Source organism: Ferrovibrio sp. GW821-FHT12F09 (assembly GCF_058806775.1).
Genome location: NZ_JBXAPZ010000001.1, coordinates 639416 through 663503 on the forward strand (window position 1 = coordinate 639416; position 24088 = coordinate 663503).

The 24088-nt window shown below is 65.3% G+C and carries 26 protein-coding genes and 1 tRNA gene; 16 read left to right on the plus strand and 11 right to left on the minus strand.

Annotated features, from left to right (window positions below; translation table 11 throughout):
- Positions 1–84 precede the first annotated feature (84 nt).
- Entirely contained in the window at positions 85–483 is a 399-nt protein-coding gene (locus tag AC1ROB_RS03300; protein ID WP_492973694.1) for a winged helix-turn-helix transcriptional regulator, read from the plus strand.
- Between the two features lie 6 nt (positions 484–489).
- Here the strand turns inward: AC1ROB_RS03300 and AC1ROB_RS03305 are convergent, their stop codons facing one another.
- From AC1ROB_RS03305 to rpsD, 3 genes are all read right to left on the minus strand, one after another.
- Entirely contained in the window at positions 490–903 is a 414-nt protein-coding gene (locus tag AC1ROB_RS03305) for a response regulator (RefSeq protein ID WP_492973695.1), read from the minus strand.
- A gap of 16 nt (positions 904–919) precedes the next feature.
- Positions 920–3673, minus strand: a complete 2754-nt coding sequence (locus AC1ROB_RS03310) for a hybrid sensor histidine kinase/response regulator (protein WP_492973696.1) — start codon at positions 3671–3673, stop codon at positions 920–922.
- A 113-nt stretch (positions 3674–3786) separates the two neighbouring features.
- Positions 3787–4401 (minus strand): 30S ribosomal protein S4, encoded by a 615-nt coding sequence (rpsD, locus tag AC1ROB_RS03315; protein WP_492973697.1) that lies wholly within the window; start codon positions 4399–4401, stop codon positions 3787–3789.
- Positions 4402–4899: 498 nt separating this feature from the next.
- On the opposite strand from rpsD, the gene AC1ROB_RS03320 reads away from it, so the two are divergent.
- The 3 genes from AC1ROB_RS03320 to AC1ROB_RS03330 are packed head-to-tail and all read left to right on the plus strand — an operon-like array spanning position 4900 to position 6804.
- The gene (locus tag AC1ROB_RS03320) at positions 4900–5646 is read left to right on the plus strand and encodes a creatininase family protein (RefSeq protein ID WP_492973698.1); all 747 of its coding nucleotides are present in this window, start codon (positions 4900–4902) and stop codon (positions 5644–5646) included.
- A 1-nt stretch (position 5647) separates the two neighbouring features.
- Entirely contained in the window at positions 5648–6058 is a 411-nt protein-coding gene (locus tag AC1ROB_RS03325; protein WP_492973699.1) for a nuclear transport factor 2 family protein, read from the plus strand.
- Between the two features lie 41 nt (positions 6059–6099).
- Complete coding sequence (locus tag AC1ROB_RS03330; RefSeq protein WP_492973700.1) at positions 6100–6804, plus strand: 2OG-Fe(II) oxygenase; 705 nt, start codon at positions 6100–6102, stop codon at positions 6802–6804.
- Here AC1ROB_RS03330 and AC1ROB_RS03335 read toward each other — a convergent pair whose 3' ends face one another.
- Positions 6805–8154, minus strand: a complete 1350-nt coding sequence (locus tag AC1ROB_RS03335; RefSeq protein ID WP_492973701.1) for an adenylate/guanylate cyclase domain-containing protein — start codon at positions 8152–8154, stop codon at positions 6805–6807.
- 285 nt (positions 8155–8439) lie between these two features.
- On the opposite strand from AC1ROB_RS03335, the gene AC1ROB_RS03340 reads away from it, so the two are divergent.
- The 3 genes from AC1ROB_RS03340 to AC1ROB_RS03350 all read left to right on the plus strand — a co-directional run bounded on the left by AC1ROB_RS03340 (position 8440) and on the right by AC1ROB_RS03350 (position 9258).
- Positions 8440–8634: a hypothetical protein gene (locus AC1ROB_RS03340; protein WP_492973702.1), complete on the plus strand. Its 195-nt coding sequence runs from the start codon at positions 8440–8442 to the stop codon at positions 8632–8634.
- A gap of 229 nt (positions 8635–8863) precedes the next feature.
- A complete protein-coding gene (hemP, locus tag AC1ROB_RS03345) occupies positions 8864–9076 on the plus strand; it encodes a hemin uptake protein HemP (protein ID WP_492973721.1) in 213 nt (70 codons plus the stop codon).
- 56 nt (positions 9077–9132) lie between these two features.
- Complete coding sequence (locus AC1ROB_RS03350; protein ID WP_492973703.1) at positions 9133–9258, plus strand: hypothetical protein; 126 nt, start codon at positions 9133–9135, stop codon at positions 9256–9258.
- 120 nt (positions 9259–9378) lie between these two features.
- On the opposite strand, the gene AC1ROB_RS03355 is transcribed toward AC1ROB_RS03350, so the two are convergent.
- The 4 genes from AC1ROB_RS03355 to tsaD form a co-directional block, all read right to left on the minus strand.
- On the minus strand, positions 9379–9741 hold the full coding sequence (locus AC1ROB_RS03355) for a Rieske (2Fe-2S) protein (protein WP_492973704.1): 363 nt from the start codon (positions 9739–9741) through the stop codon (positions 9379–9381).
- 100 nt (positions 9742–9841) lie between these two features.
- On the minus strand, positions 9842–10255 hold the full coding sequence (locus AC1ROB_RS03360) for an EVE domain-containing protein (RefSeq protein WP_492973705.1): 414 nt from the start codon (positions 10253–10255) through the stop codon (positions 9842–9844).
- A 3-nt stretch (positions 10256–10258) separates the two neighbouring features.
- Positions 10259–11245, minus strand: coding sequence for an NAD(P)H-dependent glycerol-3-phosphate dehydrogenase (locus tag AC1ROB_RS03365; RefSeq protein WP_492973706.1), 987 nt, complete (start codon positions 11243–11245; stop codon positions 10259–10261).
- Positions 11242–12327 (minus strand): tRNA (adenosine(37)-N6)-threonylcarbamoyltransferase complex transferase subunit TsaD, encoded by a 1086-nt coding sequence (gene tsaD / locus AC1ROB_RS03370; RefSeq protein WP_492973707.1) that lies wholly within the window; start codon positions 12325–12327, stop codon positions 11242–11244. Before tsaD ends, AC1ROB_RS03365 begins: the two co-directional genes overlap by 4 nt.
- 97 nt (positions 12328–12424) lie before the next feature.
- On the opposite strand from tsaD, the gene hemC reads away from it, so the two are divergent.
- The 5 genes from hemC (at position 12425) to AC1ROB_RS03395 (ending at position 18539) form a co-directional block, all read left to right on the plus strand.
- The gene (gene hemC / locus AC1ROB_RS03375) at positions 12425–13339 is read left to right on the plus strand and encodes a hydroxymethylbilane synthase (RefSeq protein WP_492973708.1); all 915 of its coding nucleotides are present in this window, start codon (positions 12425–12427) and stop codon (positions 13337–13339) included.
- Positions 13340–13356: 17 nt separating this feature from the next.
- Positions 13357–14055: a uroporphyrinogen-III synthase gene (locus AC1ROB_RS03380; RefSeq protein ID WP_492973709.1), complete on the plus strand. Its 699-nt coding sequence runs from the start codon at positions 13357–13359 to the stop codon at positions 14053–14055.
- Between the two features lie 16 nt (positions 14056–14071).
- Positions 14072–15133 carry a COG4223 family protein gene (locus tag AC1ROB_RS03385; RefSeq protein WP_492973710.1) on the plus strand — a complete coding sequence of 354 codons (1062 nt, stop codon included), beginning with the start codon at positions 14072–14074 and terminating at the stop codon, positions 15131–15133.
- Between the two features lie 2 nt (positions 15134–15135).
- The gene (locus AC1ROB_RS03390; RefSeq protein WP_492973711.1) at positions 15136–16461 is read left to right on the plus strand and encodes a heme biosynthesis HemY N-terminal domain-containing protein; all 1326 of its coding nucleotides are present in this window, start codon (positions 15136–15138) and stop codon (positions 16459–16461) included.
- A 161-nt stretch (positions 16462–16622) separates the two neighbouring features.
- The gene (locus AC1ROB_RS03395) at positions 16623–18539 is read left to right on the plus strand and encodes a methyl-accepting chemotaxis protein (RefSeq protein ID WP_493031381.1); all 1917 of its coding nucleotides are present in this window, start codon (positions 16623–16625) and stop codon (positions 18537–18539) included.
- A 9-nt stretch (positions 18540–18548) separates the two neighbouring features.
- On the opposite strand, the gene AC1ROB_RS03400 is transcribed toward AC1ROB_RS03395, so the two are convergent.
- Complete coding sequence (locus AC1ROB_RS03400; protein WP_492973712.1) at positions 18549–19181, minus strand: glutathione S-transferase family protein; 633 nt, start codon at positions 19179–19181, stop codon at positions 18549–18551.
- 160 nt (positions 19182–19341) lie between these two features.
- Here AC1ROB_RS03400 and AC1ROB_RS03405 point away from each other — a divergent pair.
- From AC1ROB_RS03405 to AC1ROB_RS03415, 3 genes are all read left to right on the plus strand, one after another.
- Positions 19342–19416, plus strand: a tRNA-Thr gene (locus AC1ROB_RS03405).
- A gap of 219 nt (positions 19417–19635) precedes the next feature.
- The gene (locus AC1ROB_RS03410) at positions 19636–20160 is read left to right on the plus strand and encodes a PAS domain-containing protein (protein WP_492973713.1); all 525 of its coding nucleotides are present in this window, start codon (positions 19636–19638) and stop codon (positions 20158–20160) included.
- A 15-nt stretch (positions 20161–20175) separates the two neighbouring features.
- On the plus strand, positions 20176–21399 hold the full coding sequence (locus tag AC1ROB_RS03415; RefSeq protein WP_492973714.1) for a methyl-accepting chemotaxis protein: 1224 nt from the start codon (positions 20176–20178) through the stop codon (positions 21397–21399).
- Positions 21400–21401: 2 nt separating this feature from the next.
- Here the strand turns inward: AC1ROB_RS03415 and AC1ROB_RS03420 are convergent, their stop codons facing one another.
- A complete protein-coding gene (locus AC1ROB_RS03420; protein WP_492973715.1) occupies positions 21402–21848 on the minus strand; it encodes a PAS domain-containing protein in 447 nt (148 codons plus the stop codon).
- 291 nt (positions 21849–22139) lie between these two features.
- Between AC1ROB_RS03420 and AC1ROB_RS03425 the strand changes: the two genes are divergently transcribed.
- Positions 22140–23306, plus strand: a complete 1167-nt coding sequence (locus AC1ROB_RS03425) for a hypothetical protein (RefSeq protein ID WP_492973716.1) — start codon at positions 22140–22142, stop codon at positions 23304–23306.
- 43 nt (positions 23307–23349) lie between these two features.
- Here AC1ROB_RS03425 and AC1ROB_RS03430 read toward each other — a convergent pair whose 3' ends face one another.
- The gene (locus tag AC1ROB_RS03430; protein ID WP_492973717.1) at positions 23350–23904 is read right to left on the minus strand and encodes a hypothetical protein; all 555 of its coding nucleotides are present in this window, start codon (positions 23902–23904) and stop codon (positions 23350–23352) included.
- Positions 23905–24088 lie beyond the last annotated feature (184 nt).

Sequence of the window (24088 nt, forward strand, 5' to 3'; positions counted from 1 at the left end):
CTTGATTTCCTGAGTAAAGTAGGTACTTAAAAGTGACTAAAGGCGTTTGACCATACCGCCGTCACAGTTTCAGGAGTTTGCGCCATGAGCACCAGCCTGCCGATCAAGACGGTCAAACCTGCCGGCGAGCAGCATATGGGCTGTCCGATCGATGCGGTGCTGCGGCTGCTGATGGGACCATGGACCACCTACATCCTGTATATCCTGCGCACCCAGGGGCCGCGCCGCTTCGGCGAGCTGAAGCGCGAGGTCGGCGGCATCTCGGCGAAAGTGCTGACCGAGCGCCTGCGCATGCTGGAAGAGGCACGCCTGGTGCATCGCGACTACCAGGCGACGATTCCGCCGCAGGTGACCTACAGCCTGGCGGCGCGCGGCGCCGAACTCAATCCGATGCTGGACAGCATCAGCGAGATCGCGGTGCGCTGGCAGCAGGAAGACGCGCGTCCGTCGACTGCCGCCACCGCAAAACAGGCCGCCGAGTAGGCCGCTTTAAATCAATCCATGGAATTTCAGCAGCGCGTCGATGCGCTGCTTGAGCAGCGCCAGCGCCACCGGCTTGACCAGATAGCCGTCCACCTTCAGCTGCTTGGCTGACACCACGGTCTCCTGCTGCTTGTCGGCGGTGAGGAAGATCACCGGCGTGTGCGCCAGACCCTCGTTGGCAAAGCCGCGCAGCTTGGTGAGATAGCCCAGGCCATCCACCGGTTCCATATGCACGTCGCACAGCACCACCTGCGGCCGGACGCGCACGGTCTCGCGGAAACCCTGTCCGCCTTCGGAGGCCTCGTGGATATTCTGGAAACCGATCTGCCGCAGCAGGCCGACGATCATCATGCGGGTATAGGATTCATCCTCGATCACCAGGATGCGGATCTTGTCGTAGCGGGCTTTGTCGTCGCTCATGGGGTCGGACTCGTTTTCAGCTTTTGAGTATCTGGGGCAGCAGGTCGCGCAGTTCGTCCAGCGTCGGCGCCATCAGCTCGGCCATCAGCGCGACGGTCTCGGCATCGTTGTCGTCGCAGGCATCCTGCAGGTTGGAGGCCAGCGCGCCGAGCCGGCCGATGCCGATGGTCAGCGCGCCGCCCTTCATCGCATGGGCCAGATGCCGCACCTCGGCCATGTCGGGGATCGTGACGGCATGGTTGATCGCGTCGATGCGGATCTGCGCATCGGCGACGAAATCCTGCAGCAGCTGCCGCGCCATGGCGTTGAAGCTGCCGAAACTCTCGGCCAGCTTGGCCGGATCGAAGATATCGCTGTCCCAGCCAAGCGCCGGCGCGGCGGCCTGAGCCGGCGCGGCGTCCGGTTTCTCGGTCGGTGCCGGCTGGCGCAGCGGCAGGGCCTGCGGCAGCCATTGCCCCAGCAGGCGCCCCAGGGCGCGGCTGTCGATCGGCTTGGTCAGATAGCCGTCCATGCCGGCATCGAAGCATTTCTGCTCGGTGCCGGTCAGCGCATCGGCGGTCAGTGCGATGATCGGCAGACGCGCCCGGCCCTCTGCGGCTTCCGCGGCGCGGATCGCGGCGGTGAGCGCGAAGCCGTCCATTTCCGGCATGTGGAAGTCGGTCAGCAGCAGGCCATAGCTGCCGCGCTCCAGCTCATACTGCTTCAGCGCCGCGGCACCGTCTTTCGCGATGTCGCAGGCAAAGCCCATGCGCGACAGCATCTGGCGGATCACCATCTGGTTGGTCGGGTTGTCTTCCGCCACCAGGATCATCGCACCCCGCGCCGCCGCCACCTCGAAATCCGGCGGCGCAAAGGCCATGTCCTCGCGTTCGGTGGCGGCCGGCAGGTCGGGCACCGCCAGCCCGCGCGCCATCGCCACCGCGCGCCACAGGGTGGCCCGGTGCAGCGGATAGGTCAGGCTGGCGCTGAACTGCGCGGCGTCCGCCGCATCCAGCGTCGAGACCAGGTAGCGCGAGGCCGCCAGGATGCAGGCGGTGCCGGCGCCCAGCAGATGCGGCGCCTCCAGCCTCGGCGGGTCCTCGCAGCGCGCATCGACCAGCACCAGATCGTAGCTGTCGCGCGGCAGTTTTGCTGCCGCCTGCAGATCGTCGACCATGGCACTGATGCTCAGGCCGGCGGCCTGCAGATAGCTGGTGGCCGCATCGGCCAGCGGCTGCGGCAGACCCGCCAGCAGCACGCGGCCGCCGGCAATGTCGACCGCCGGCGCCGGCGCCGTGCTGCCGGCTTCCGCCGGCAACGGCAGCTCGAACCAGAAGACCGAGCCCGCGCCCGGCATGCTGTCGACGCCGATACGGCCGCCCATCATGTCGCAGAGGCGATGACAGATCGAAAGTCCCAGCCCGGTGCCGCCGAACTTGCGCGCGGTTGAGCTGTCGGCCTGGCTGAAGGGCTTGAACAGCCTGGCGCATTGTTCCGGCGTCAGGCCGATGCCGGTATCGCGGATCTCGAACCGCAGTCGGTCGTCCGTGTCGGCGCGCACATGGATGCTCACCGTGCCGCGTTCGGTGAACTTGATCGCATTGCCGCCCAGGTTGAGCAGAACCTGGCGCAGGCGCGTCGGATCGCCCAGCCGGCGGTCGGCAAGCTGCGGATCGATGGCGATCGCCAGATCCAGGCCCTTGTCATCGGCCCGCGTGATCAGCAGTTCGCCGATGCCATCCACCACATCGCCGAGCGAGAAGGGAATGGTCTCGATATCCAGCTTGCCGGCCTCGATCTTGGAAAAATCGAGGATATCGTTGATCACCGTCAGCAGCGCGCCGGCGGATTCGCGGATCACCTTCGCCATGCGCTGCTGGTCCACATCCAGCCGCGTCAGCTCCAGCATCTCGGCCATCGACATCACGCCGTTCATCGGCGTGCGGATCTCGTGGCTCATGGTGGCCAGGAAATCCGATTTCGCTTTCGTCGCGGCCTCGGCCTGTTCCTGCGCCAGGCGCAGGGCACGGCCGGCATCGCGGAACACCTTGAGCGCGCGCGCCAGCTGGCCGATCTCGTCGCGCTTGCCGGTGCCGGGGATATGATGCTGCAGGTCGCCATCGGCCACCGCCGTCATCGCATCGGTCATGCGCGCCAGCGGGCGCGACACCTTGTTGCGGGTCACCCAGACGGCAAAGGCGGCGCTCAGTCCCACCAGGGTCAGCACGATCACCAGGCCTTCCTGGAAACGGCTGAGCGTCGCGCCGGCCTGGCGCAGGGTGCGGTTGGAGGCAACGATCTTGTATTCGATCAGCGATCCCAGCCGCGTGGTGATCGGGTCGACGGTGGGATACATCACCTCGTCGACAAAGCGTCCGACGGCCGGCACATCGCGCGCCTGCACGGCGCTGCGCAGCCGGGTGATCGCGGCGCCGGAATCCTGGATGCGGATATCCAGGTCCTCGGTGCGGCGGCTCTCGTCGGCATCCTCCACGTCGGTCTTGTAATTCTCCCAGGCGATCTCGATGCGGCCGCGCGCCTCGTCGATGGTGTTGGCGGCCTGCTCCCAGCCGATCAGGTCGTTGCGGATCTTCACCGCCGTATCGACGATGTCGGCCTGATAGGCATCCTTCACCTGGCCCAGCAGCACGATGGGGCGGATGGCGCGGTTGCGCACGGTCTCCAGCTGCGCATCGGCGGTGCGCAGCAGCAGCACGCTGAAGCCGCTGCCCAGCACCACCGCGCCAGCCAGCAGGGCGATGGCGAAATACAGACGCGCGCGGATACTCATCGGGTCCCCGGTAAAATCCGCACAACTCTACCATGCATTTGTCGTGAGAAATCCAACAAAAAAGGCCGCTCGTGAGAGCGGCCTTTGATGTCTTCGGATCGAAGATCGAAGGATCAGCGCGAGTAGAACTCGACGACCACGGCCGGGTCCATCTTGACCGGGTACGGGACATCAGCGAGCAGCGGCACACGCTTGAACGTGGCCTTCAGCTTGCCTTCATCCATCTCGATATAGTCGGGGATGTCGCGCTCGCTCGACTTCAGCGCTTCCAGCACGAAGGTGTATTCCTTCGCGGCGCCGCGCACTTCGATCACGTCACCGACGCGGATCTGGTAGCTGGCGATGGTGACGCGCTTGCCGTTCACGGCGATATGGCCGTGATTGATGAACTGGCGGGCGGCGAACACGGTGGCGACCACCTTCATGCGGTAGACCACGGCGTCGAGACGACGCTCGAGCAGGCCGATGAGGTTCTCCGAGGTATCGCCGCGACGACGGTTCGCTTCCGCGAAGGCGCGACGGAACTGCTTCTCGGTGATGTTGCCGTAGTAGCCCTTGAGGCGCTGCTTGGCCATCAACTGGGTGCCGTAGTCAGTCGGCTTCTTGCGCTTCTGACCATGCTGACCCGGCGGATATTCGCGCTTGTTCAGCGGGCTCTTGGCGCGACCCCAGAGGTTTTCGCCCAGGCGGCGATTAATCTTGTACTTGGATTCCTGACGCTTGCTCATTCTGTGTGTAGTCCTGATTCGGCGCATGGTCGGACGGCAGCCACGACGACCCGGTCCATGCAAGGAATGCCGATCCCCCCGCTGAGGAGGCGGGGAGGGCGGGCGCATCATAGGGATAAGGGGGGGGCCGTCAAGCGAGGAGTCCGGTTTCCGGGCGTCGGCCGGCTCATGCCCGGCGGCGGACTTGAACGGACAAAAGTTCACACTATGTTCTTATATTCCGAGCCGGGTCAGGCGGCTTCGCGCAGAGGTGGTGAAATCGGTTAACGCGAAGCCGAGGGAAGCGAAACGAAGCCAGACGAAGCGGAATGAGGCTCAAACGAAGCAAAAGGACCGCAAAGGAAGCGGATCGAAGCGAAACGAACGCCAGCGAAGCCGAAGGAAGCGCAACGGGCCTGCCCTCCGGCACCGGTGGCCGTGATTGCCCCGGCCCGGCGCTGGACTTCCCGCCACGCTGCCCTTTTTATTCAAGGTCTTAACATGGGGAGACTGGCGGGCATGCAGCTGCATCTGAGTACCTGGGCCGAGGTGGAAACCTATCTGAAGCGTTCCACCGGGATCATCATCCCGATCGGCTCCACCGAGCAGCATGGCCCCAACGGCCTGGTCGGCACCGATGCGATCTGCGCCGAGGTCTTTGCCGCCGAAGTCGGCAAGGCCGCCGATGCCCTGGTGGCGCCCACCATCAATGTCGGCATGGCCCAGCATCATCTGGGCTTCCCCGGTTCGATGACCTTGCGGCCCTCCACCCTGATCGCGGTGATCCGCGACACGGTCGCCAGTCTCAGCCGCCACGGCTTCGACCGCTTCTTTTTCCTCAACGGCCATGGCGGCAATGTCGCCACCGTGACGGCGGCGTTCTCCGAAATCTATGCCGAGGCCTCGCTCGCGCAGCCGGGGACGAATACGCCGGCGCTGCGCTGCGCCATCAAGAACTGGTGGGAAGCGCCGAGCGCGCGCCGCCTGTCCAACAGCCTGTTTCCGGGCGAGGAAGGCAGCCATGCCACGCCCAGCGAAGTCTCGGTCACCTTCCATGCCTATCCCGACGCGGTGAAGACCGTGGAGATGACGCCGCGCATCGCACCCCATGGCGGCTTCACCGATGCGATGGACTATCGCCGCCGCTTCCCCGATGGCCGCATCGGTTCCAACCCGGCGCTGGCCACCAAGGAACACGGCAAGACGATTGTCGAAGCGGTGGTGCCCGAGCTGGCCGAAAGCTACAAGGCGTTTCTGGCGGCGTGACATGAGCAAAGCGGTTCTCGACAGCTATTACGCGGCGTTGCGCACCGGCGATTTCGGCACGCTGGAAGGTTTGCTGACACCGGGGATCACCGTGCGCTATTTCGGCCCGCCGGGCCTGCTGCCCTGGGTCGGCGTGCACGAAGGTTACGAGGCCTACAAGCGCTTCCTCGACAAGGTGCGCGATGCGCTCGAGATCATCGAGGTGGCGCAGGAGGCGGTGATATCCGAGGGCGACTGGGTGGTGGTGCTGGGCCGCGGCCACTGGCGCGCCAAACGTTCGGGCAAAGACCTGCGCGTCAGCATGACCAATGCCTTCCGTTTCGAGCCAGATGAGTCAGGCAGAAGCAAGATCGCCGAATACCGCATCTATACCGATACGGCGGCCTTTGCCGCCGCACTCGGTCCGCAATAAACGGGAAGCGCGCCGACGGCCGGCGTCGCTAGGATGGCGGCATGACCGATCTTGCCTCCCGCATTAACAAGCTCGACTGGCCGGCGCTGCTTAAAAGTCTGGATGCCGATGGCTTTGCCACAACAGGCGCGCCGTTGTTATCTGCTGACGACTGCGCCGCGCTGATCGAATCCTATGAACAGCAGGCGCTGTTCCGCAGCCGCGTGGTGATGGCGCGCCACGGCTTCGGCCAGGGCGAATACCAGTATTTCAAATATCCGCTGCCCGCTGCGATCGCCACATTGCGCACCGGCCTCTATCCGCATCTGGTGCCGCTGGCCAACCGCTGGGCCGAAAGCATGTCAGTCGCCACGCGCTTCCCGGCAGTGCATGCCGACTATATCAAGCTGTGCCATGACGCCGGGCAGTCGCGCCCGACGCCGCTGCTGCTCAAATACGGCCCCGGCGACTACAACCGCCTGCACCAGGATCTCTATGGCGATCTGGTGTTTCCGCTGCAGCTCACCATCCTGCTCAACGACGGCTTCGACGGCGGCGAGTTCGTGCTGGTCGAGAACAAGCCGCGCAGCCAGAGCCGCGCCGAGGTCGTGCCGCTGAAAAAAGGCGAGGCGGTGATCTTTGCCGTCAACACCCGGCCGGTAGATGGCGCGCGCGGCTCATACCGGGTGGCCATGCGCCATGGCGTCAGCCGCATCCGCAGCGGCGCGCGCTACACGCTCGGCATCATCTTCCACGACGCGGGCTGATCAGCTCCGGGGTGGCCAGACCTGCACCGAGACGGTCTGTTCGCGGCCATCCAGGCGGCGGTCGCCGGCGGATTCGAAGCGCGGCAGCGTCTGGTCATGCAGCGCGGCTTCCGTCAGCGCCGCGTCGGAGACCGCGATCTTGCAGTCGAGCAGCCGGGTCAGGGCTTCCAGGCGGCTGGCGATATTGACGGCGTCGCCCACCACGGTGAATTCCATGCGCTGGTCGCTGCCGAAATTGCCGACGACGACCGGGCCGTAATGCACGCCGACCGACAGCCGCACCTGCGGCACGCCGCGGGCCTGCCGCTTGGTGTTCCAGCGCTCGATCTCGGCCTGCAGGTCGATGGCGCAGCGGATGGCGCGGGCAGCCGAATCCGCCTGTTCATGCAGGGTGCCGAAGGTGGCGAGGAAGCCGTCGCCCAGATATTTGTCCAGCGTGCCGCCATGGCGGAACACCACGCCGCTGCCGCGTTCGTGGAAACTCTTGAGGAAGCGCACCACGCGGTCCGGTGCCATGCGTTCGGACTGGCCGGTGAAGCCGACGATATCGGCGAACAGAAGGGCGACGCGGCGGTTGGTCGGCGTGCCGAAATTCTGCTCGCTCGACAGGATGCCCTCGGCCACATCGGGCGAGACATAGCGGGCCAGGGCGGCGCGCGCGATCTCGCCGCGGGTCTGGCGCAGCAGCAGGGCGCGGGCACGCCACACGGCGGCGGCCAGTAATGCGGTGGCGATGACGGTCAGCACCACCTGGTTCAGCAGCTGGAAATAGCCGACATAATACGGGTTGGTGATGAACTGCAGCAGCGCCTGCGGCGAGGCTTCGACGCCCGGCGTATAGGGCAGCGTGTCGGACCGCATCGCCACCAGCACCACGCCCATCGACCACACCGCGACGACGCACAGCCCGGTCCAGATCACCTGCAGCGGTGAATAGGACAGCGCCGCGCCGACGATCAGCAGCACCAGGTAGAGGAATTCCGGGCCGCGCACCCGCATCTGGATCGGAAAGCCGAAATCGATCATGCCGGGCGGCGGCAGGATCACCACCGCGGTGATCAGGATGACGTCGAGCAGGATGAAGCCGAAGCGGATCGGCACGGCATAGCGGTGCCGGTGCAGCAGATGCGGGACCAGGCCGAGCAGCAGGAAGCCGCTGGTGACCGAGAGATAATACAGCTGGCGCTGCGGCTCGATCGCCAGCACCAGCCAGAGCATCACGGTCAGCACGGCAACGATGCGGGCGCGGAAGGCGAAGCGGCGGCCGCGGGTTTCTTCCTCGGCGATGGAGCGGCTGAGCCGCTCACCCAGCGGCGTGCGCGGCGGTCGTTTCGCCAGGAACCCGATCACGCTGTCTGCCTGCCCGTCATGTCCGCAATCTCCCGGCTCGGTCTGCGCCATTCTGCCCGTTGCGCACTGCAGCGGTCTGTGACGGCTGCAGCATATTGCATCTGACAACATCACATCGCTGCGATGTTGCAGTGCACGCGCCTGCATTTGTAATCAGGCGCACACAAACACCGGATCACACAAAAACCTTATTCTCGTCACACCACCAGCATGCTTGTCCAATTAAAGTCCCGCCATAGATCACAGAGCAAGCCAGCACGTTTTACAGAACCGAAGGAGGGGCCCATGCAAGACGCACGCACGACTGCGATTCACCTGATCCGCAGCAGTACGGTCTGCTGGAACACCAACGAGCCCGGTCTCAACGAGATGCTGGCCGATCCGATGACCCAGTTGCTGATGCGCCGCGACGGTGTCCAGGAATCGGAAATCCGCCGTCTGGCCGCCCGCCTGCGCCAGCGCAGCGCCGAGCCGGCCTGACCCATTCAAATCTGACCCGCCCGCTCAGGGTGGGCTTGCGCAAACCCGCGGCCGGCAACGGCTGCGGGTTTTTGCTGTCCGGAGCCCAAAGAAGCCGGGCTTAACTGGTCCGGGCATACAATTTCATGGGCTTGGTAGAATTTGCGACTTATTCTCACTTGCATTCAGCGTCATTGCGACCTATAGTCATTTGCACGGGCCGGGGCTGGCCCGACAGGAATTGACCTTGATGCAGGAAAGCCAGAGCAAGTGTCCGCGGACGCGGCAGGCCGAGACCGCGACGGTCACCGAGCTGCGCGCCACCAATCTCGGCAAGGGCGGCAACGCCCGGTATGACAGCCGCTGCATCTTCCGCGGCGGCCGGGAAGTGGAGCTGGTGCATAACGGCGCGGAATACCGTCTGCGCATAACGGCCGCCGGCAAGCTGATCCTGACGAAGTGACGATCTGGCGGCCTTTGCCGTCGCAAGGATGTGTTGTGATGAGGAAGGAGACATCGATGTCCCGCCGCAAGCCATCGCACCGCCCAGTGTTGTCTGGACTTGGGTTATCTCTGCTGGGCGATGCCCTGCTCAGCGTCTGCGACGCCTGTCGCGACATCCGGGTGATTGCCCGCGCCGGCTAGGCGTCAGGAATCATCGGGCGAAAAATTCGCAAGTCGGCTGCCGCAGCTCCTCCCACCCTGCCTGCGGTCGCTGAAAGCGGCTGGAGCGGCGTCCCTCGCGCAACTCCAGCCGCAAATCTTTTAAGCGACCACCACCCAGCCGTCCGTATCGAGCTTTACCGGAAACGCCGGGATCGCCTTGTTCTTGCACGGGCCGATATAGCAGAGCCCGTCATGGATGGTGAACAGGGCGCCATGGGTGCCGCATTGCAGCGCCGTCTTTTTCATGTTGAAGAATTTGTCGGGTTGCCAGTCCAGCGAGGTGCGCACATGCGGGCATTCGTTGACATAGCCGAAGACGGCATCCTGCCAGCGCACCACGAAACACTGGAAGCGGTCCTTGCCCTCGCCCCAGGTGAAGCCCTTGGCGTCGGTTGCCTCCAGTTCATCGAAGCGCAGCAGCCTGGTGCCGGGGGCGGGCTGGTTCGGGCGGGCAGTGGTCATGATCCCAACCCAATTTCGTCATGCCCGCGAAAGCGGGCATCCAGGGCCAGAGACAAAACTGGGCTCCCGCTTCCGCGAGAGCGACGATAATCGATAACCATTACGCGCTGACGCCGCCCATTTTACAGATCAGCTTCCAGCTTGCTGCATCCACAGGCGAGACCGACAGCCGCGACTGCCGCAGCAGCGCCAGTTCTTTCAGCTTCGGCTCGGCCTTGATCTGGGCGAGCGTGACAGGCGTTTTTAACGGAAGCAGGGCTTTCACGCTCACCATGCCGAACTTGCCGGTCTCGTCGGTCGGGTCCGGGTGATACAGCTTGCAGACCTCGACGATGCCGACGATCTGCTTCTCGTCCACCGAATGATAGAAAAAGGCGCGGTCGCCCAGCTTCATCGCCTTCATGTTGTTGGCGGCCTGGTAGTTGCGCACGCCGTTCCAGCTCTCGACCTTCTTCTTGACCTGGCTGTCCCAGGACCAGGCGGAGGGTTCGGATTTCATCAGCCAGTAGTTCATGTCTCAAGCCTCAGCCTTGAAGGGACGCGCCAGCAGCGCAAACAGCATTTCCTCGATTCCGGCGCCGTGATGCAGCACGGCATCGACGGCGGCGCAGATCGGCAGTTCCACATCCAGCTTGCGCGCCAGCACCTGCAGGGCCTGCGCCGTATGCACGCCTTCGGCCACGGTGCGACGGCCGGCCATGATCTCGCGCAAAGTCCGGCCTTCGCCCAGCGCCACGCCGACCGAAAGATTGCGCGACTGCGGTCCCGAGCAGGTCAGAACCAGATCGCCGAGGCCTGAAAGCCCCATCAGCGTTTCGCGTCTGGCGCCCATGGCCAGGCCAAGGCGTGTCATTTCAGCGAGGCCGCGCGTAATCAGCGCGGCGCGCGCATTGTCGCCCAGCACCTTGCCGATGACGATGCCGCAGGCAATCGCCAGCACATTCTTCACGGCGCCGCCGATCTGCGCGCCGATCACGTCGTCGGACAGATACGGCCGGAAGGTCGGGCGGCCGAGCCGCTGCATCAGCCGCTCGCCCAGCGCCGCATCGGTGCAGGCCAGCGTGGCGGCAGCCGGCAGGCGGCGCGCCACTTCGCCGGCAAAATTGGGCCCGGTGAGAATGGCAATCGGCCGGCTTGGCAGTGCCGATGCAATGACTTCCGAAGGCAGCAGCCCGCTGCCGATCTCGATGCCCTTGGCGGCGATCACCAGCGGCGCATGGCCGGGCAGCGCGCTGCCGATCTGTTTGGCGAATTCACGCAGGCTCTGCGCCGGCACGGCCAGCACCAGGGCGCTGCAATCGCGCAGAGCGGACAGATCGCCGGTGGCTTTCAGGGCAGGAGGCAGCGTCACATCGGGCAGATAGGCGGCATTGGCGTGGTCACGATTGATCATCGCCACCACGTCGGCGTTGCGCGCCCACAGGATCGTCTCGCCCTGTTCGGCCGAGAGCGCAGCGAGCGCGGTGCCCCAGGCACCGCCGCCGATGACGCCAATCTTCATCATGCCTTTATTCCTGCAAACGGCTTCGCCGCCGCCATGGCATCCAGCGGCCAGCGTGCCCGCGCCGGCGCCTCCAGATCGTCGATCATCCCGAGGCGGAAGCGCTCCAGCCCGGCCCAGGCGATCATGGCGCCGTTATCGGTGCACAGCGCCATCGGTGGCGCGATGAACTGCAGGCCATGTTGCGCCGAGAGATCGACCAGACCAGCGCGCAGGGCGGCATTGGCGGCGACGCCGCCGGCGACGACGAAATGCCGGCCGGCAGCCCTATGGGCAGAGTCGAACAGCTGAATGGCATTGCGGCTGCGGTCCAGCACCACATCCATCACGGTCTGCTGGAAGCTGGCGGCCAGATCGGCCTTGTCTGTTGCAGTCGGGGCGTCGCCACAGCTTTCCAGCGCCAGCCGCACGGCGGTCTTGAGGCCGGAGAAGCTGAAGTCGCAGCCGGGCCGGCCCTTCAGCGGTTTGGGCAGGACAAAGCGTGTCGCATCGCCGCTTTTCGCGAGCCGCTCGATGGCGGGTCCGCCGGGATAGCCCAGACCCAGCAGCTTGGCGGTCTTGTCGAACGCCTCGCCCGCGGCGTCATCAATCGTCGTGCCGAGGCGTTTATACTGTCCGACGCCCTCGACGATCAGGAACTGGCAATGGCCGCCGGAGACCAGCAGCAGCAGATAGGGAAACGGCACGTCGTCCGACAGCCGGACCGACAGCGCATGGCCTTCCAGATGGTTCACGGCGATGAGCGGTTTGTTGGCGGCATAGGCCAGCGTCTTGGCCGTCATCAGCCCGACCATGACGCCGCCGATCAGGCCCGGCCCGGCGGTGGCGGCGATGGCGTCCAGGTCGGCCAGGCGCAGGCCAGCGGTCTTCAGGCTCTCGGCCACCAGGCCGTCCAGATGTTCGATATGGGCGCGGCTGGCGATTTCCGGCACCACGCCGCCATAGGGCGCGTGTTCCCTCATTTGCGAGAACAGGCTATGACTGACAACGCGGCCGGCACGGTCATCCCTGCCCCGCGGGCCATGGTCCTGAACGATGGCGCAGGCGGTCTCGTCGCAGCTGGTTTCGATGCCGAGCACAAGCATCGCCGGGTCCGTCCCAAGTGGTGGTTGCTACAGTATATACAGAGCGAGTAGGCCTAGCATTATGACGCCAAGCCAGCAAGTGAACCCCGGTCTTCCCGTGCTGACCATTGGAACGCGCGGCTCGCCGCTGGCGCTGGCCCAGGCCCAGGAAACCCGCGACCGCCTGCTCAGGGCCCATCCGGCCTTACGCGAGGCCGAGATCGCCATCCGCATCATCAAGACCACCGGCGACAGGATCCAGGACCGGCCGCTATCCGAGGCCGGCGGCAAGGGGCTGTTCACCAAGGAAATCGAAGAGGCGCTGCTGGCCGACGAGATCGACCTGGCCGTGCATTCGATGAAGGACATGCCGACGCAGCTGCCCGACGGTCTGATGATGGCTGTCTACCTGCCGCGCGAAGATGTGCGCGACGTGCTGCTCAGCATGGCGCCGATGGCGCTGGCCGATCTGCCGCAGGGCGCCACCGTCGGCACCTCGTCGCTGCGACGGAAAGCGTTTTTGCTGGCGCGCCGGCCCGATCTCAGCGTGGTGAATTTCCGCGGCAATGTGCAGACGCGGCTGCGTCGCCTCGAAGAGGGCATGGTGGCTGCCACCTTCCTGGCGATGGCCGGGCTGAACCGGCTGAAAATCGCACCGCCGGGCATGCGCGTGCTGCAGACCGACGAGATGCTGCCCGCCGTGGCCCAGGGCGCCATCGGCATCGAATGCCGGGCCGGCGATACCCGGGTGCTCGACTTCCTGAAACCTTTAGACGATGCGCCGACGCGCATGCGGGTGGAAGCCGAGCGGGCCCTGCTCGCCGTGCTCGATGGCTCCTGCCGCACGCCGATCGCAGCATTAGCCGAACTCGACGGCGTCGGCATGCGGCTGCGCGGCGCCATCGCCCGGCCCGATGGCACGGAGCTGATCGAACTGGACGGGCGCGGCAATGCGCGCGACGGCGTGGCGCTCGGCCAGGATATCGGCGGCCAGCTCAAGGCCCGCATCGGACCCGGCTTTTTCGATGTCTGACCGGCGGATATAATCGCGTGCATCTGCTGCTGACCCGGCCCGAAGCGGAATCGCAGGCGCTGCGCCAGCGGCTGCTGGCGGCCGGCCACAGCGTCGATGCCGCGCCGCTGCTGGCGATCCGGCGCAAGCATGACGTGTCATTGCCGCTGGATGGCGTCACCGCGCTGCTGTTCACATCTGCGAATGGCCTGCGGGCCTTCTGCGACGCCACGTCGCGGCGCGATTTCACCGTCTATGCGGTCGGCCCGGCCAGCGCGCTGGCGGCGAAGGCCGCGGGTTTTGCGCAGGTGGAGGCGGCCGGCGGCAATGTCGATCTGCTGGCGCAACTCGTGCGCGCCCGGCACTCGGCTGCGTCTGGCGCGTTACTGCATGCGGCCGGCTCGGCGCGGGCCGGCGATCTGCAGGCCATGCTGCAGGCTGATGGCTATGACGTGCGGCGCTGCGTGCTTTATGACGCCGAAACCGCCATCGCCCTGCCAGAGGCGGTGCGGGCCAGATTCGGCGCGAAAGGCTATGACGGCGTGCTGTTTTTCTCTCCCCGCACGGCGGCGACATTTGTTACCCTGACGCAGGCGGCCGGCATTGCCGCCGGCGCCGATGCTTGCGCGGCGCTCTGCCTCAGCGCCAATGTGGCGGAGGCCGTACGGGACCTGCCCTGGCGCCGCGTCACGGTGGCGGCGACGCCGTCGGAAGATGACCTGCTGACCCTGCTGTAAGAACGGGATCTTTAGAATGAGCGACAAGCCCGGACAGGAAAAGATCATCGACGCCGATGTCGAGCCGCTGGAGAAGCCGCGCTCGCGCACCGTCCGCGTGGTGCTGTATATCCTCGGTGCCGTGGTGCTGAGTGTCGCCGTCGCCATCGGCTACCAGCTCACTGTGACCGGCCGGCTCGACGACCTGATCGCCGGGCGCAGCCTCGCACCGCCGCCGGCTGCGCGTCCCGCATCCAGCATCCCCGTTGCCGCTCCGGCACCGGTTGCAGTCCCGGCACCGATGGCGGTGGCCGATCCGCGCGTCGACGCCTTCGAGCAGCGGCTGACCGCGCTGACCGCCAGCCTCGAACGGCTGCAGCAGCTGCCGGCCGCCAATGCCGGCGATCCGCAGAAGCTGCGCGACCTGGAACAGCAGCTGGCGGCCCTGCGCCAGGCCAGCGAAGCGACGGCGAGCCAGCGCGCAGCATTACAGGGCCAGGTCAGTGACCTGCAGGCCAAGCTCAACGACCTCGCCGAGGCGCGCAACACCGCCCTGCGCGATCTGGTGCGCGAACCGGTGCTGCAGCTGATCGCCTGGAGCGAGTTGCGCGAGCATGCCCGGCGCGGCGAGAAATTCGTCAACGAGGCGACGCAGCTCGGCCAGTATGCGGAAAGCCAGGGCGGCAGCCTGAAGACCGCCTTCGCCACGCTGCAGCCCTTTGCCGAACAGAGCGTGCCGTCATCGGTCGCATTGGTTGCGCGCTATGCCGCGCTGGCCGAGCAGCAGCGTGCAACGCCGGTGGCTGCGGCTGCGAGCGAAGACAAAAGCTGGTGGCAGCGCAGCCTCGACAAGCTGAGCAACCTGGTCAGCGTCCGCCGCGTCGGCACGCTGGACAGTGCCACGGTGGATGGTCGTCTTGATATCGCGCAGGCCGCGCTGCTGCAGGGCGATCTGGCGGCGGCGGTGGCGGCGCTGGATGGCGTGACGCTGGTCGCGCCGCTGCAAGACTGGCGCGGGCAGGCCGAGGCGCGGCTGAAACTGGATGCCGCGCTGGATGCCTATGGCGCAGCGCTGCGCGGACATCTGGCGGTCCGCTGACCATGCTGCGTCTGATCCGCGGCGGTATCGTTCTTGGCGCGCTGATGGCGGTGGCCGGCTTTGCCGCCTGGCTCGCCGACCAGCCCGGCCGCATCCGCCTCACCTGGTTCGATCATGTGATCGAGGCGCCGGCGCCGCTGCTGGCGCTGGCCTTCGGCCTGATCCTGCTGGTTGGATTCCTGATCACCTGGGCGCTCGCCTGGGCCGCCGCTTTGCCGCAGCGGCGCCGCCTGAAAAAGCAGGCGCGCGGCTATGCCAATTTCGCCGCCGGCATGGTGGCGGTGGCGGCCGGCGAACCCGACCGCGCCATGGCGCTGGCGGCGAAAGCCGAGAAGCAGCTCGACGATCCGGCGCTGACACGGCTGCTGATCGCCCATGCGGCGCAGCTGAAGGGCGACGAGGCGCTGGCATTGAAAGCCTATCAACTGCTCAGCCGCGATCCCGGCACGGCCTTCCTCGGCACCCGCGGGCTTCTGGCCGATGCGCGCCGCCGCAATGATCGCGAGGCCGCACTCGAGCAGGCGCAGCGGGCGTCTCGCTTAAGGCCGTCCTCGCCCTTTGCCGCCGAGGCCGAACTGCGCCTGCTGGTGGAAGCCGGCGACTGGGACGGCGCGCGGCAGCGCCTGGACCTGGCGCGCAGGAAGAAGGCCGTCACCAAAGAGATGCAAGCGGCGCTGAATGCGCGGCTCGACATGGCCGAGGCGCAGACGGCGCTCCGTCGCGACGACAAACGCATGGCGCGGCACTGGGCCGAGCGCGCGGCCAAGGCGCTGCCCGAACATCCGGCGCCGCCGCTGCTGATGGCGCGCGCCGCCGATCACCATGCCGCCCGCGAAGCTGCCGGCTTCCATCTGCACCGCGCCTTTGCCCGCCGTCCGGCAGAAGCCTTTGCGGACAGCTGGCTGGCGCTGCAGCAGGAGACGGCGCCGGCCCAGCGCATGAGCGCGGCAGAAGCCTTTGTCGCCGAGCGCCGGCGCGAAACCGCGAGCCAGCTTCTGCTCGCGGCCACCGCGCTGCAGAACCGCGACTTCACGGCGGCGCGCGGTTTTCTCAATCAGGCCGGTTCGGCCGGCGGCTCCTGGGCGGCACGCCTGCTCGCGCGTCTCGCCGAAGAGGGCGATGGTGATCCGTCTGCGGCGGATCACTGGCGGGCGCAGGCCGGCGCATCGGCGCTGTGGCAATGCGGCCATTGCGGCAGCGGCGCCGCCGACTGGGCGCCGCTCTGTGCAGTCTGCGGCAGTTTCGACACGCTCGATCCCACGGAGCTTGGCAGTGTCGCGCCGCTGGCGGCGCCGGCGCGGCCGCTGCTGGGCAGCCGGGCGATATAATATCCGGACAAAAATCCGCGAAGAATCCGGTGTCGCAGATATAGGTGTATTCACGTTATCGGAAAGTTAGCTGCAATCGCCGCGCCCGCGCGTGACCTTGGCACAGCGGACCATCCTGCAATCCCTGCAGCTCCGCCATGACCAACCGGGCGGAGCGAACCATGGGCATTCTGGCGGGCAAAACGGGCCTCGTGCAGGCCATCGACAAATCGATGGCGCGGATCGAATTCGATCCCACCGGCATCATCCTCGACGCCAACGAGAATTTCCTCGCCGCCATGGGGTACAGCCTGGCCGAGATCAAGGGCCAGCATCACCGCATGTTCGTCGAACCGGCCTATGCGCAGAGCGCCGAATACAGGGCCTTCTGGGCCAAGCTCGGGCGCGGCGAGTATGACGCCGCCCAATACAAGCGGCTGGGCAAGGGCGGCCGCGAAATCTGGATCCAGGCCAGCTACAATCCGATCCTCAACGCTTTCGGCAAGGTCAGCCGGGTGGTGAAATTCGCCACCGACATCTCCGCGCAGAAGCTGGAGCAGGCGAATTTCCAGGGCCAGATCGACGCGATCTCGAAGGTCATGGCGGTGATCGAGTTCGATCTCAAGGGCAATATCCTCAACGCCAACGAGAATTTCTGCGACGCTGTCGGCTATACGCTGGACGAGATCAGGGGCCAGCATCACCGCATCTTTGTCGATCCGGCCGAGGCCGCATCGCCGGCCTATGCGCAGTTCTGGGACAAGCTTGGTCGCGGCGAATACGATGCGGCCGAATATCGCCGGATCGCCAAGGGTGGCCGTGCGATCTGGATCCAGGCCAGTTACAATCCGATCCGCGACATGAACGGCCGGCCGTTCAAGGTGGTGAAATACGCCACCGACATCACCGCGCGCAAACAGGCGAATGCGAATTTCGAAGGCCAGATATCCGCCATCTCGAAAGCCATGGCGGTGATCGAATTCGATCTCGACGGCAAGATCCTCACCGCCAATCCGAATTTCCTCGCCACGCTGGGCTACAGCCTGGCCGAGGTGCAGGGCAAGCATCACCGCATGTTCCTCGATCCGGCCGAGGCCGCGGCGCCGGCCTATCGCCAGTTCTGGGACAAGCTCGGGCGCGGCGACTACGATGCCGGCCAGTACAAGCGCCTGGGCAAGGGCGGCCGCGAAATCTGGATTCAGGCCAGCTACAATCCGATCCTCGATCTGATGGGAAAGCCCTACAAGGTGGTGAAGTTCGCCACCGATATCACGACGCAGGCGCTGGCGATCCGTTCGATCATGGCGGCTTCGGGCACGATTTCCTCGGCATCGGCCGAGATCATCTCGGCCAGCCAGGATCTGGCCAGCCGCACCGAAAGCCAGGCGGCGACCGTGGAAGAAACTGCGGCCACCATGCATGAGGTGACGCAGACGGTGCGCCAGAACGCCGAAAGCGCCGGCACAGCCAGCCAGCGCGCCCATGAGGCCACCGACGCCGCCAACGAGGGCGGCCGCATCATGGCCCGGGTGACCGACGCGATGACCGCCATGCAGGGCTCGGCCGAGCAGATCGGCACCATCATGTCGCTGATCGACGAGATCGCCTTCCAGACCAATCTGCTGGCGCTGAATGCCAGCGTGGAAGCGGCCCGCGCCGGCGAGGCCGGCAAGGGCTTTGCCGTCGTCGCGCAGGAAGTGCGGGCCCTCGCAGGGCGTTCGGCCAATGCCTCGAAGGAGATCAAGACGCTGATCCAGAAGTCCAATGGCGAGGTGCGTCAGGGGGCTGAGCTGGTCAGCCAGGCGGCCGGGGCGCTCGGCCGGATCGTCGAGTCGATTTCCGGTGTTGGCGGCATCGTCGGCGATATCGCCGGCGCCAGCCGCGAGCAGGCTCTGGCGCTGGAGCAGATCAATGCCGCCGTCACCAATATCGACCAGATGACCCAGCGCAACGCTGCCATGGTGGAGGAAAGCCGTGCCGGCGCGCTGCAGCTGCAGGAGCAGGCGGTCGAGCTGGAGCGCGTGGTGGAAAGCCTGCGCGGCGACGTGCAGAACAACACGCCGGCGTCCGAATACCAGTATCAGCAGGCGGCGGAATAAGCCGGACGGCTAGGCCGCGTCCTTGTCGGTGCGCGGCAGCAGTTCGTAGGGCGGCTTGAAACCCGGCAGCGCGGCGATGCGGTCGGCCCAGGCCTTCACATGGGGCCAGGCAGAGACATCGAACTTACCCTCTTCCATATAGGCGACGATGCAGTAGACGCCGATATCGGCAATCGTCGGCCGCTCGGCGACCAGGAAGCTTTTGCCATCCAGCAGGTCGTTCAGCACGGTCAGGCCCGCATCGGCATGTTTGCGGGTATATTCCATCACCGCCGGATCGGCCTTGGCGAAACGCTCGAAGAAGCGCGTGCGGTTGATGCCTGGCTCCAGCCTGTCGGTTTCCCAGACCAGCCATTCGCGGATGCGCTGACGCTCTTCCGGCGTGGCGCCGCCGAACTGGCTGCTCTGCTCGGCGATGTATTCCAGGATGGTGTTGGCCTGGCACATGGTCTGGCCGTCATGGCGGATCGCCGGCACCTGGCCGTAGCGGTTGATCGCCAGGAATTCGGGGCTTTTATGCTGCCCCTTGGCCAGGTCGATATGGCGGTAATCGAAGGGCAGGCCGCACAGGCTGAGCATCAGCCCGACCTTGTAGGTGGGCGAGGACAGGAAACTGCCGTAAAGCGTGTAGGCCGCGGCCATAATGCGATAACCCCCCGGATATCCGCCAAGTGCCAGATATTCAGGATAAATATCTGGCTGTCCGTCGTCGTTTTGACCGGTTTTGCGGCTTGCCAACCGGCCGGTCGGGCCGTATTTTCCGCGCGCTGCCCACCGGGGTCAACCCGGCCGGGCCCGCCGTGCCGGCGTAGCTCAGGGGTAGAGCAAGACTTTCGTAAAGTCGAGGTCGGGGGTTCAATTCCCTCCGCCGGCACCATTTTCCCCCCGCGCCATCCTTTCTCCGCTCCCCCTGCGCGCTGTCCGTTCGCCCGCCGGCTGTTCTGCGCTGTCTTGTCCGGCCAGACGGTGGTGACTCGCTAAATCAGCGAGGCGATGGCATTTCGACAGATCGTCGCATGTGACCGCGTGTCTCTCACCGGTCCTGCCGCTGCGCGGCATACTTGCCGCGCCTCGATAAAAAACGAAAGCCTCTCCCATGCCGCATCCCGTTCCCACCAAAACCGAACGCCAGTTCGGCGATGAGGAGATCATCGTCTCCAAGACCGATCTCAAGGGCCGCATCCTCTATGCCAACGATGTGTTTTGCCGCATCGGCCTGTATGCCGAGCATGACCTGATCGGCCAGCCGCACAGCATCCTGCGGCATCCCGACATGCCGCGCTGCGTGTTCCAGCTGCTGTGGCAGACCATTGCCGATGGCCGCGAAATTTTCGCCTATGTGAAAAACATGGCCAGGAATGGCGATTACTACTGGGTGTTCGCCCATGTCACGCCGAGCTTCGACGCGAAGGGAACCATCGACGGCTATCACTCCAACCGCCGTCGTCCCGACCGCGCCGTGCTGGACAGGGTGATTCCGCTGTATGCGCAGCTGCTGGCAGAAGAAGCGAAGCATGTCGACCGCAAGCAGGGCCAGGCCGCCGGCTTCGCGCTGTTGCAGCAGATGCTGTCAGCCCGGGGCATGCCTTACGAAGAATTCGTTTTCTCTCTCGCCGCCTGACGCCTGGAGTTTGTCATGACCTTCTTTCTTGGCGGCCGCCATCGCGCCGCCCTCGATATCATTGCCGATGTCTGCGACCGTGCCGCCGCCGGCGATCTGGACGCCCGCATTGCCGATACCGAAAGTCATGGCGACCTGGCGCCGGCGCTGCAGTCGCTCAACCGCCTGCTCGACCGCACCGATGCCTTCATCCGCGAGGCCGGCGCCTCGTTGATGCATGCGGCCGAGGGCAAGTATTTCCGACCCTTCCTGCTGCGCGGCATGCCGGGTGATTTCCGCCGCGGCGCGCAGATCATCAACACGGCGCGCGATGCCATGCGCCAGAAGGCCGAAACCGCCGTCGCCCTGGAACGCCAGATCGCCGAAGAACGCGCCGCCGCCGAAGCGCGCGCCCGCGACGAGCGCACCAGGCTGGCTGACCAGTTCGAGGCCGAGGTGATGGACATCGTGATGGCGGTGCAGGATGCGGCCCGCGGCCTGCAGGGCAATGCCGCCACCATGGCTGGCGAGATCCAGGCCGTGCATGCCAATGCGGAATCGGTGGCCGGCGCGGCGCATCAGTCTTCAGCCAATGCCCAGGCGGTTGCCGCGGCGGCCGAGCAGCTCAACGCCTCGATTGCCGAAATCCGTCATCAGGCCAGGGCGTCGCGCGAGGCCAGCAGCCAGGTGGCGGCGGAAGCGCAGCGCGCCAGCATCACGGTCGGCGAACTGGCCCAGGCCAACCGCAAGATCGACGACGTGATCGACTTCATCCGCTCGGTTGCCTTCCAGACCAATCTGCTCTCGCTCAATGCCAGCGTCGAGGCGGCGCGCGCCGGCGAGGCCGGCAAAGGTTTTGCCGTGGTGGCGCAGGAGGTGCGCAGCCTGGCGCAGAAGACGGCGGAGGCGGCGAAAAGCATCGCCGACCAGATCGGCGCCATCCAGCAGGCGTCGGAAAAGACCGCGACGGCGATCACGGCGATTGGCGCCCAGGCGGAAACCCTGAACCAGCAGGTCGGCAGCATCGCCGAGGCCGTGGCCGAGCAGGCCGGTGCCACCGCCGATATCAGCACCAACGTCAACGATGCGGCCATCGGCATTGAAAGCGTGTCGGACGGGATCGGCGATATCAGCACGGCCGCCGGCACCGCCGGCACGGCCGCCGGGGATGTCAGCCATGCGGCGGCGGCCCTGAACGGCCAGGCCGATCAACTCGATGCGCAGGTGCGCCGGTTCCTCGGCCAGATCCGCGCGATGTGAGCTTACTCGGGGCGGAAATACAGCGCGGCCAGCAGCAGCACCGGCTTTTCGCCGACCCCGAAGGGCAGCAGCAGCCGGTCATAGGCGGTGTGCTGGGCGCCGTCATTGAAATTGGCCGGCACGGTATCGGTCATCGGGCGGGCCAGCGTCAGGCAGCGGCGATAGCCGCTGGTGCTGGTCGAGGCGCGCAGGTCGAGGATCACTTCCGACAGGCGGCGGCCGGTCATGTCATGGCCCAGGCGGGCGGCGCTGATCGGGGAGAAGCGATGGAAATAGAAGTCGCCGTCTTCCAGCTGCTCGATCACATGGATGCGGTCGCTTAACGGGGCCAGGCTGTCGGACGGAAATTCGGCCCAGGCCGGAAACCGCCGGCCGCCGGCCAGACGGCGCCATATCACCAGCAGGGCCTGCAGGTCGTCTGGCAAAGAGGTGTCCGGAGGGGGCTGCATACGATCCGTCTGATTATCAGACTCAGTCCTAGCACGGTCATTCCCTCATGGGCAGAGACCGATTTATCTATTTTAGGTTGCAGTTTTGATGATTTGACAGTGTCGCACTGATTGAAACGACCTAAAAATGGGCAATAACGCTATCGCACACATTTTCAAACTATAACTTTCAGTAGAATTTGGAATCGTGACAGTATGCCGATAATTCTTTACTGGCCTGGCGCCGTCGGGAGACCGCGTCAGGATCAGCCACCCGTGGGGATTGTAGGTATGGTGGGATCGGGCAGCGCGATGACGCTTACGAAAAAGACCAAACGGACCCGGAAGAACATTTCGCCCCTGCTGGAGAAGATTCTCTCCGACCGGTCGAATGTCGTCTTCAACGTGCCCAAGAAGGCGCGGCGCGCGAACAACAATTTTTTCGACAATGCGCGTCTGAACAAGGCGATCATTTTCAAGTATCCGAATTTCGAAATGGACATCGCCGATTTCGTCGCCGGGGAGAGCCTGAACAAGCAGGATCGTCCGGTCGAGACCTGTCTGTATTTCCCCTATGATTCGGTCATGCCGCAGGATGGCGGCCATGGCGTCTATCTGCGCGAAGCCGACTTCGCGGCCAAGCTGCGGTATTTCATCGGCATCGATCTGGAGACGGTGACGCCGGAAACCGCGCGCGATCTCGAACTGCTCAGCCTGATCGACGATATCCCATCGCTCGATCCCTTCCTGATGCGGGTGAAATTCGAGGAAGCCGACCTGGAAGTGGATGGCGATTTCCTCGGCCTCGACAAGGTCGAGGAGCTGAGCATCAAGAGCATCATAACCCGCGATGTCTTCCCGATCATCACCAAGGCCTTCCCCGAACAGGTGATCAAGCGCAAGTCGCGCTCGCTGGCCGATTTCATCAACGGCCTGTGGAACAGTCAGAGCCCGGAAGCGGCGATGTTCATCGAGGCCTTCGGCCTCGACAAGTCGCAGAGCCACCGCATCCTTACCGCCTGGAAGGGCGTCGCCTATTACGAATACAAATACGCGGAAAACATCCGCAAGAGCACCGAGATGATCCGGTGGCTGCAGTCGAAGGATTCAGAGCCTTACGATCTGGCCATGTTCGGTCATCTGAAAGACCTCTATCAGATGAACCGCAAGGCGACGATCGAGCAGATGAAGGCTCTGACCGCCAGCACGGCCAGCATTTTCAAGAATTACCGCGACTGTCATTCGCAATTCCTGGAGAACAAGCCCGAGGCCTTCCGCAAATTCCTGCAGAATGCCAATGACCATTTCTGGGCGCTGGGTTTCTGCGTCAATGCGCTCGATCACTGCAACTACCTGTTTGAATCGGAAGTCGCCGACAAGCCGGGCATGAAGCTGCGCTACGACCAGTTCGAGATTTTCCTCGGCAAGATCAAGATCACCGTCGATCGCAACATCAATCCGGAAAACCACCTCAACTGAACCCGCTGGCTGCGCCGTCATCTGGCGCGCAGTCTCCTCGCGCTCAGTGCGTGGCGACCTTCTCGGTCGCATAGCCGAGATTGATCAGCAGCTGCCGCTCCAGGTCGCCGCCCTGGCCGGTGATGCGCTGGGCCAGCAGCAGGTAGATCGCATCGATATGGATGGCGACGATCCGGAACTCGGCGCCGGTCGGCATGTCGATCTGGTTGAGGAAGTCGTGCAGGCCCTTGGCCAGGTCGGTCAGCAGCTGGTAGCCGAAGGTGCCGGCCATGCCCTTGATGTCGAAGGCCAGCTCGCGCAGCTGCGGCAGCAGGAAGATCAGGGCGAAATCATCCTTTTCCACCCCGGCCAGCAGGTAGCGCAGTTCCGCCAGCCGGCCGAGGATTTCGGCTTCAAATCCGGGTACGGCGGCGGCGATCACGCCCTCCAGCCGCCGCTTCATATCTGGCGGCAGGGTGAATTCCAGGCCCTTCTGGCGGTTCACCGCGCGGCGGCGCAGCTCCTGCGATGCCTTGATGAGCCGCGGCCGCTCGGCCTTTGCGGCCAGAGCGGCGCGGGACGTCGTCGCGGAGGGCAGGGCGGATTCATCCAGGGCCATGGCCGGCATAATCTACAGTAGAATGATGAATGTCGCGCAGGCTTTTCTCTTTCTGCGGGTGTAAATTTGATAACCCATCTGGCGGGCCGGGGCTGGCTGCACCGGCGCGCGGGGGCAATTTCGGTGCAATTCTGCTGTTGCGGCGGGGCCGCCCGCCCCGTAGATGCTCGGGTGACCCGCCCGC

Bases quoted from the DNA above. Each gene is read 5' to 3' on its own strand.
- hemP (WP_492973721.1), top strand. From the start codon at position 8,864: ATGCAGGAAAGCCAGAGCAAGTGTCCGCGGACGCGGCAGGCCGAGACC.
- AC1ROB_RS03305 (WP_492973695.1), bottom strand. From the start codon at position 903: ATGAGCGACGACAAAGCCCGCTACGACAAGATCCGCATCCTGGTGATC.
- tsaD (WP_492973707.1), bottom strand. From the start codon at position 12,327: ATGCTTGTGCTCGGCATCGAAACCAGCTGCGACGAGACCGCCTGCGCC.
- AC1ROB_RS03310 (WP_492973696.1), bottom strand. From the start codon at position 3,673: ATGAGTATCCGCGCGCGTCTGTATTTCGCCATCGCCCTGCTGGCTGGC.
- AC1ROB_RS03365 (WP_492973706.1), bottom strand. From the start codon at position 11,245: ATGATGAAGATTGGCGTCATCGGCGGCGGTGCCTGGGGCACCGCGCTC.
- AC1ROB_RS03350 (WP_492973703.1), top strand. From the start codon at position 9,133: ATGTCCCGCCGCAAGCCATCGCACCGCCCAGTGTTGTCTGGACTTGGG.
- rpsD (WP_492973697.1), bottom strand. From the start codon at position 4,401: ATGAGCAAGCGTCAGGAATCCAAGTACAAGATTAATCGCCGCCTGGGC.
- AC1ROB_RS03340 (WP_492973702.1), top strand. From the start codon at position 8,440: ATGCAAGACGCACGCACGACTGCGATTCACCTGATCCGCAGCAGTACG.
- AC1ROB_RS03385 (WP_492973710.1), top strand. From the start codon at position 14,072: ATGAGCGACAAGCCCGGACAGGAAAAGATCATCGACGCCGATGTCGAG.
- AC1ROB_RS03395 (WP_493031381.1), top strand. From the start codon at position 16,623: ATGGGCATTCTGGCGGGCAAAACGGGCCTCGTGCAGGCCATCGACAAA.
- AC1ROB_RS03420 (WP_492973715.1), bottom strand. From the start codon at position 21,848: ATGCAGCCCCCTCCGGACACCTCTTTGCCAGACGACCTGCAGGCCCTG.
- AC1ROB_RS03325 (WP_492973699.1), top strand. From the start codon at position 5,648: ATGAGCAAAGCGGTTCTCGACAGCTATTACGCGGCGTTGCGCACCGGC.
- AC1ROB_RS03355 (WP_492973704.1), bottom strand. From the start codon at position 9,741: ATGACCACTGCCCGCCCGAACCAGCCCGCCCCCGGCACCAGGCTGCTG.
- AC1ROB_RS03330 (WP_492973700.1), top strand. From the start codon at position 6,100: ATGACCGATCTTGCCTCCCGCATTAACAAGCTCGACTGGCCGGCGCTG.
- AC1ROB_RS03320 (WP_492973698.1), top strand. From the start codon at position 4,900: ATGCAGCTGCATCTGAGTACCTGGGCCGAGGTGGAAACCTATCTGAAG.
- AC1ROB_RS03300 (WP_492973694.1), top strand. From the start codon at position 85: ATGAGCACCAGCCTGCCGATCAAGACGGTCAAACCTGCCGGCGAGCAG.
- AC1ROB_RS03430 (WP_492973717.1), bottom strand. From the start codon at position 23,904: ATGGCCCTGGATGAATCCGCCCTGCCCTCCGCGACGACGTCCCGCGCC.
- AC1ROB_RS03415 (WP_492973714.1), top strand. From the start codon at position 20,176: ATGACCTTCTTTCTTGGCGGCCGCCATCGCGCCGCCCTCGATATCATT.
- AC1ROB_RS03390 (WP_492973711.1), top strand. From the start codon at position 15,136: ATGCTGCGTCTGATCCGCGGCGGTATCGTTCTTGGCGCGCTGATGGCG.
- AC1ROB_RS03410 (WP_492973713.1), top strand. From the start codon at position 19,636: ATGCCGCATCCCGTTCCCACCAAAACCGAACGCCAGTTCGGCGATGAG.
- AC1ROB_RS03360 (WP_492973705.1), bottom strand. From the start codon at position 10,255: ATGAACTACTGGCTGATGAAATCCGAACCCTCCGCCTGGTCCTGGGAC.
- AC1ROB_RS03425 (WP_492973716.1), top strand. From the start codon at position 22,140: ATGACGCTTACGAAAAAGACCAAACGGACCCGGAAGAACATTTCGCCC.
- AC1ROB_RS03400 (WP_492973712.1), bottom strand. From the start codon at position 19,181: ATGGCCGCGGCCTACACGCTTTACGGCAGTTTCCTGTCCTCGCCCACC.